Source organism: Pelotomaculum sp. PtaB.Bin117, from assembly GCF_002067195.1.
Taxonomy (GTDB): Bacteria; Bacillota; Desulfotomaculia; order Desulfotomaculales; family Pelotomaculaceae; genus Pelotomaculum_D; species Pelotomaculum_D terephthalicicum.
This window is the reverse complement of sequence record NZ_MVQM01000176.1, coordinates 1-7,012: the sequence shown is the minus strand read 5'-3', so window position 1 is coordinate 7,012 and position 7,012 is coordinate 1. Positions and strand designations below refer to the sequence as shown.

General features: G+C 45.6%; 7 protein-coding genes. All 7 read left to right on the top strand.

Going from position 1 to position 7,012, the window contains the following annotated elements; translation table 11 throughout:
- The coding region (locus A4E54_RS14725; RefSeq protein ID WP_286726563.1) for an alpha-amylase family glycosyl hydrolase at positions 1–1,612 on the top strand (1,612 nt) is incomplete at its 5' end.
- A gap of 164 nt (positions 1,613–1,776) precedes the next feature.
- The gene (locus tag A4E54_RS14720; protein WP_286726561.1) at positions 1,777–2,550 is read left to right on the top strand and encodes an alpha/beta hydrolase; all 774 of its coding nucleotides are present in this window, start codon (positions 1,777–1,779) and stop codon (positions 2,548–2,550) included.
- 92 nt (positions 2,551–2,642) lie between these two features.
- The gene (locus A4E54_RS14715) at positions 2,643–2,837 is read left to right on the top strand and encodes a small, acid-soluble spore protein, alpha/beta type (protein WP_240082407.1); all 195 of its coding nucleotides are present in this window, start codon (positions 2,643–2,645) and stop codon (positions 2,835–2,837) included.
- 184 nt (positions 2,838–3,021) lie between these two features.
- On the top strand, positions 3,022–3,639 hold the full coding sequence (locus A4E54_RS14710) for a DUF47 domain-containing protein (protein ID WP_240082406.1): 618 nt from the start codon (positions 3,022–3,024) through the stop codon (positions 3,637–3,639).
- A gap of 11 nt (positions 3,640–3,650) precedes the next feature.
- On the top strand, positions 3,651–4,658 hold the full coding sequence (locus tag A4E54_RS14705; protein ID WP_376741778.1) for an inorganic phosphate transporter: 1,008 nt from the start codon (positions 3,651–3,653) through the stop codon (positions 4,656–4,658).
- Positions 4,659–4,899: 241 nt separating this feature from the next.
- Complete coding sequence (gene spoIVB, locus A4E54_RS14700) at positions 4,900–6,099, top strand: SpoIVB peptidase (RefSeq protein WP_240082405.1); 1,200 nt, start codon at positions 4,900–4,902, stop codon at positions 6,097–6,099.
- Between the two features lie 140 nt (positions 6,100–6,239).
- Positions 6,240–7,010 (top strand): sporulation transcription factor Spo0A, encoded by a 771-nt coding sequence (gene spo0A / locus A4E54_RS14695; RefSeq protein WP_240082404.1) that lies wholly within the window; start codon positions 6,240–6,242, stop codon positions 7,008–7,010.
- Positions 7,011–7,012: the final 2 nt, after the last annotated feature.

The window sequence follows — 7,012 nt, the reverse complement described above, 5'->3', positions numbered from 1 at the left end:
AAGCCGCGATTCTTTGATGCATAAGGAAAGCGGCTTTGTAGTCTCCCTGATTAAGGAGGGTTTCATCATAAACCGGACGGAAGGAATATCCCAGGCTGATATTATTTACTTCATTCTGATCGACCGGTTCCACGGCAGCGATGCTTTTAACGACAGCTCAGCAGGCCCGGCGGCCGGCCCGGAGCAATACCACGGAGGGAATTTCGCCGGCATCGTAAAAAAGATCCCCTACTTGAAGCATCTCGGTGTTACAGCCTTGTGGATCACTCCGGTCTATCTGGGTATCGGCGGCATCCCCGGCGCGGCGGGGATGGCTGAAGGCTACCATGGCTACTGGGCGCTTGACTTTGAACGGATAGACACTCATCTTATTCCCGAAGCGGCGGATAACGGCAGGGATAAGTTAAAAATCCTGGTTGAGCAATTGCATGACAGCGGCATTAAAATTATCCTTGATGTGATTGTCAGCCATACCGGATACCATAATGAAAAGTACCGTGGTTACCCTCACCGCCTGCCCGCGCGCTGGTTTAAAAATCGGCAGGCCGGCATGCCGTTCGGTCTGCCGGCTTTTGACCACGGACAGGCTGAGGTCAGGGATTACTTTGTAAATAACATTATCGATTGGATCGAAGACACGGGAATAGACGCCATCCGGTTGGATTCAGCCGGACATATTGACCAGGCTTTCTGGTACTATTTCAAGGCGTATGTGCGGGGGAAATACCGGAATATTTTTTTCCTGGGCGAGGTGCTGGATTTTGACGCGGATTCCGTGGCGCAGTATCAAAGAGAATATGATTTTGACTCTCTTTTTGATTTTCCTTTATGTGGCAATATTATTGATGTAATGATCCGGAATGAGGATAATAAGCCTCCGGAACACCGTAAAGGTATGGGTGCCATAGCCGGGCCGCGCGTCGCCGCCGCTCCTGAAACGGCCGGGGTGCTGGATACCGACTGGAAATATAATAATGCCAACCGCCTGGTCACTCTTGTGGATAACCATGATTTGGAGAAAAGAGTAATGAGCTGGGCGGTGCATTATGCGAACGGAGACAGGCGCGAGGCGGCGAAGCTGGTTGTTTATGTGTTATCATTTTTGTTGACAACCAGAGGCATACCTCAGATATATTACGGAACGGAAATTGGCCTGGAGGGTAACCGGCAGGCGGGCGGGGACGCTTGCCTGCGCCTGGATATGCCGTGGGAAAAAATCGATCCGTCCACATTGGAACCATTCCCCGGCTATTATGTGGAAAGTTTCATTTACCGCAACCTGCGAAAATTAATTAAGATTCGCCGGGAAAACGAAGCCCTCCAATACGGCTATCTCTTCACTCTTTACTCCAGTTTTGATATCTATGTTTATATGAGGGAATTTCGCGGCAATACCATCATAGTGGGTTTGAACAACAGCAATGCCGGTAAGTCTGTTAATGTGAACATTGCCGCAAACCCGAATGTGCCGGGCCGGATCAAGAAAAATTTGGCTGACCGCCGGATCATGGTGAATCTCATGGATGAATCCGGACCGGTTGAATACTCCCCTTCCGGCAGGTTGGAAATGAGCGTCAAAGGAAAGCAGGCGCTGATCCTTAAATTGGTTTAAAGCCTGTCGCCTAGACATGGCCTGTATACTATTTCCAATATCACAGCTTGTTTTTATAAAGACAGGGAGAAAGGAATTCTTGCGCCAACCTTTTCATAATGTGATAATATTTAAATACAAGGGGATGTCAGACAAGAATCAAAACTTGAAACGAGGCGGTAAGTTTGGAGCATCAGTTTGTCTGGAACAAAGTTAAATACTCCAATAAAATTGGTCTTAACCTGTCCGGAATTCTTTATGCTAATCAGTTTGCCGGGACAGTGGTGGTTGTTTGCCACGGCTTTACCGGCAGCAAGGAAGGCGGCGGACGGGCGGTCGCCATGGCGGAAGAATTGGGGCTGCGCGGCTATGCCACTCTGCTTTTTGACTTTAGCGGCTGCGGGGACAGTGAGGGTGATTTTGCCGATGTCACACTTACCCGGCATATTGGGGACGCAAAGTGTTCAGTGGACTATTGCCGGGAGCTGGGCTTCAGCAGGGTGATCACGGTAGGCCGGAGCTTCGGCGGTACGGCGGTTATTTGTCTGGGCAGGGCCGGCGGCGCTGTGGCGGGTGTTTGCACCTGGTCGGCGCCGGGCACGTTAAGAGAAATATTTACTCGTTTGCGTGTCCAGGCGATTGGCGAGGATATCGATATGATCAGATTGTCGGAGGAAGATAATGCGTTACGGATTAAAAAGAGTTTTATCACCGATTTGGACCGTTATGATGTATTCAGCCGGGCCGCTCTGATTGCGCCCAGTCCGCTGCTGGTTATCCACGGGGGCGATGATCAGGTAGTCCCGGTAGAGAACGCCCGGTCAATTTATAACGCTGCCGGCGAACCGAAAAGAATGCAGATTATCCCGGAAGCCGACCACCAATTTACCGGGCGCCACCTGAAAGTATGGGAAGTGTTTTTTGAGTGGCTGGAAAAGAATTTTCCGGTTGTTCTTTGACATTATTTAGCCGCTTTGTTGCATTATAAATGATCAAGCATAATCAAATAATATTAAAGGTTGTTGTTCCGTAAAAAAAGGAGGTTGGGCTAATGAGCAGAAGGCGTGGAGGAGTAATGTCCGAAAGGCTTAAGTATGAATTAGCCGACGAGTTGGGTGTAGGCGGCGTGGTGCGCAGGGATGGCGGCTACTTCGGTAATGTTTCTTCGAAAAACTGCGGTAATCTGGTCAGACTTGCGATCGAACGGGCCGAACAAACCATGGCAGGGAACAACGGCCGGAAGTAAAAAAGGATGCCCCATACGGGCATCCTTTTTCATAAATACCCCTTAAATCCACGGTAAAACATGTAGTTTTATCGTTGGTTTGCTGTTTCTTTTTTTAATTTTGGTTAACTTAACGTTGATTTTGTGTTAAGTTATGATAATATACCAGAGGAAGAAACATTTTCTTTCCGGGGGGAGTCTGGTTATGTTTCAAAAAAAGAAAAACGATGTTTTTTTTGATAACTTGGTGATGATAGCGAAAAATCTTCAGCTTGCGATGCAGGTTTTCCGGGAAGAGATAACCAAGCTGAGTGATGCGGAAGAGTTTGCCCTGCAGCTCAAAACAGTTGAGGACATGGGCGACCATTATACACACGAGATTATTTTGGCATTAAACAGGACCTTCATCACTCCCTTTGAACGGGAAGATATCCTGGGGCTTACCTTGAAGCTGGATGATGTGCTGGATTGCCTGGAAGCGTGCGCTTCCCGCCTGGAGCTTTATAATATCATTGAAGCGGACGACTATATGATGCTTTTTGCGAAAAATATTGAAATGTGTATCCAGGAAATTGTTTACGCGATAAACCACCTGGTGGAAAAAAGGCTCACCGATATGGCCAATCATACCCGTAAGATCAACGAACTGGAAAATGTGGCGGACGACCTGCTCCGGGACGGCTTGAAAACACTTTTTTCCACTTGTACGGACGCGATTGAATTAATCAAACGGAAAGATATTTACGGCATGATGGAAGCTGTATCAGATTCCTGCGAGGACGTGGCTAATATTCTTGAAGGTATTATGATGCGAAGTTCTTAAAGGGGGGATTAATGTTGGACTCAACAGCAATCCTCATTGGTCTGGTCGTGGTCCTGGCGCTTTCTTTTGACTTTATTAACGGTTTTCATGACACGGCCAATTCGATTGCCACGTCAATTTCCACCAAAGCGCTTCCTCCCAGGATTGCTATTTTGCTGTCCGCCGCCATGAACTTGCTGGGGGCGATGCTTTTTACCGGGGTGGCCAAAACCATCGGCGGCAAGATAGCCGATCCGCTGCAGCTGGACCACGGCATGTATATTGTCGCCGCTGCTTTGCTCTCGGCCATTGCCTGGAATTTAATCACCTGGTATTACGGCATACCGAGCAGTTCTTCACATGCTCTAATCGGCTCTCTAACTGGAGCCGTTATCGTCGCCGGCGGGTATCAAGCGGTAAATTATAAAGGATTTTTCACTATTATTGAGGCGTTAATTATCTCGCCCCTGATTGCTTTTTCGGTTGGTTTTATAGTAATGAACTTAATCAAGATTATTTTTAAAAACGCCTATCCGGTCAAGTTGAACCGCCGTTTCCGCTTCCTGCAGGTGTTTACTGCCGCCTGGCAGGCATTCAGCCACGGCACCAACGATGCGCAAAAATCAATGGGTATTATCACTTTCGCTTTGGTGGCCGGAGGTCTGCAGGAGAACCTTGATGTGCCGTTTTGGGTAAAAAGTTCGTGTGCTTTAGCAATGGCGCTCGGAACTTCGGTTGGCGGCTGGAAAATTATTAAAACCGTCGGCACTCAGATTTTCAAGTTGGAACCTTCAAGCGGTTTTGCGTCTGACTTTAGTTCGGCATTGATAATCATTATCGCTACATTTTTGAAGCTGCCGGTTAGTACCACACACGTAATATCATCTGCGATTATGGGGGTGGGTTCAGCTAAGCGTGTTTCCGCGGTAAAGTGGGATACGGCTGAAAAAATCGTGCTTACATGGATGATCACGCTGCCGATTACGATGGTTTTTGCCGGTTTAACATATTGGATAATTTCTATAATATTTATTTATTAATACTAAATTATTAAATTAGCGTTAAAAATGAATGTTTCGGCTATATGAGGAAAATAAACAATAAGTTACAAAGCAATTTTGGAGTCAATATAAATGCCGTATTGGCAAGTTGAGGCACATTTAGGCGGAATAAAAGCGATCTATTAAGGTTATTTTAAGAATACACGATATTATTTAAAATATTTAATGATATCGCGATAATTATGGAGGTGGGGCGACACTAAAATTGGAGGGGTGATGCTTGAAGGGGAAAAAACGGGGTTTATTTGACGGTATTTTCTTGTTTTTGTCCGGAACACTAATTTTTTATAGTTTTTTATTTTCATCCGGATGCTATGTTGCAGTTAATGAATCACTGAGATTAAATTTCCCCGTTCCCATTTATTATCATAATACCACAGCGTGGTTACATCAAAGGATATACGATGATCAAGAAGCGTCTGTTAACGCTGTTTCCCAGGTTCAAGTTGTGCCGGGCGGCCAGTCGATTGGGGTTTTGCTCCATTCCCGGGGTGTGATGGTGGTAGGTCACTCAGCAATTCAGGACCAGTCCGGCAATAAGGTCAACCCTGCTGTCAGCGCCGGAATCAGCATTGGAGATGTGATCTTAAAGATAAACGGCGAGGATTTGAAAGGTGAAGAACAAGTGCGGGATCTGGTAGCCCGCGCCGGAGCCTCCGGACAAGCTTTGGACCTGGAGGTAAAACGCGGAGAAGATATTTTTTATGCAAAAATAAGTCCGGTTTACTGTTCGGAAACCTCACGTTACCGGATCGGTCTTCTGATTAAAGACAGTGCGGCAGGCTTGGGAACACTTACGTTTTATGAACCGGTAAGCGGGATTTATGGCGCGTTGGGCCATGTTATTAACGATCTGGAATCAATGGAACCGTTCAATTTATCAGAGGGAAAAATAGTTGGGGCAAGTGTTCAGTCAATTCACCGGGGAAAACGCGGCCAGCCGGGGGAAAAGATTGGGGTATTCCAGGACGACCTGCAAATTAACGGCACCATTTCAAAAAACACAAAACTTGGTATATTTGGCAACCTGCAAAAACCTCTTGAAAGTTATGGCAGTAACATGCTTATGACCGCAACACCGGCGAATCAAATTCACGAGGGACCAGCGGAAATCCTTACTGTATTGAAGGACGAAAAGGTCGAAAGGTTTTCCGTTGAGATCTTGAAAATTAACCTAAAAGCCGTGCAGGATGGTAAGGGAATAATAATAAAAGTCACGGATTCACGCCTTCTTGAAGAAACCGGGGGAATTATTCAAGGAATGAGTGGAAGTCCGATTATTCAAGACGACAGGCTTATTGGCGCGGTAACCCACGTTTTTGTAAATGATCCGACGAGAGGTTATGGGGTTCCGATGGAGTGGATGCTGCGGGAAGCGGGAATATTGCCAATAGAAAAAAATAACAAAATGGCAAGTTAATATATAGAATCTTGTTGATTTTTCGTACCAAGTTCTGCCATATTTTTAAAACCATATGAAGGAATTTTTTTTTTGCCGTCGAACTCTTTTGATAATAAAACAAATTACAAAATATAGAAATTGGGAGGCGGGCAAATTTAATGACGGGAAAATCAATAAGATTAATGATCGCAGATGATAATAGAGATTTCTGCGAATTGTTAAAAGAATTTATCAACCAGCAGGAAGACTTGAATCTTATAGGTATAGCCTATAATGGCTTGGAAGCGCTGCAAATGATTAAGGAAAACAACCCGGACATCATAGTACTGGATATCATCATGCCGCACCTTGACGGTATCGGGGTACTGGAAAAACTTGTATCGGACAGCACCGTCAATAAACCAAAAGTAATTATGTTGACTGCTTTTGGTCAGGAAAGTGTGACCCAAAAAGCTGTTGAGCTAGGAGCGGACTATTATATTTTAAAGCCTTTTGATTTTAATGTTTTGGCGACGAGGATTCGTCAATTGGCTGAAGGAATTAACATGACCCAATATATAACGCCGGTAAAACCGAAAAATCTTGATGTGGCTGTTACCAATATAATTCATGAAATGGGCGTGCCGGCGCATATAAAAGGTTATCATTATCTGAGAGATGCTATTTTAATGGTTATTAGTGAGGTAAACTTACTTGGCGCCGTCACAAAAGAGCTTTATCCAATGATTGCCATGAAGTATCAAACAACACCCAGCAGAGTTGAGCGGGCAATCAGGCATGCCATAGAGTTAGCCTGGGACCGGGGGAATGTGGAGATGATGACCAAGTTTTTTGGATACACGATTAACCTTGAGCGCGGCAAACCTACGAATTCGGAATTTATTGCCATGGTAGCCGACAAATTGCGGATTGAGACGAAGGTAAGTTAAAT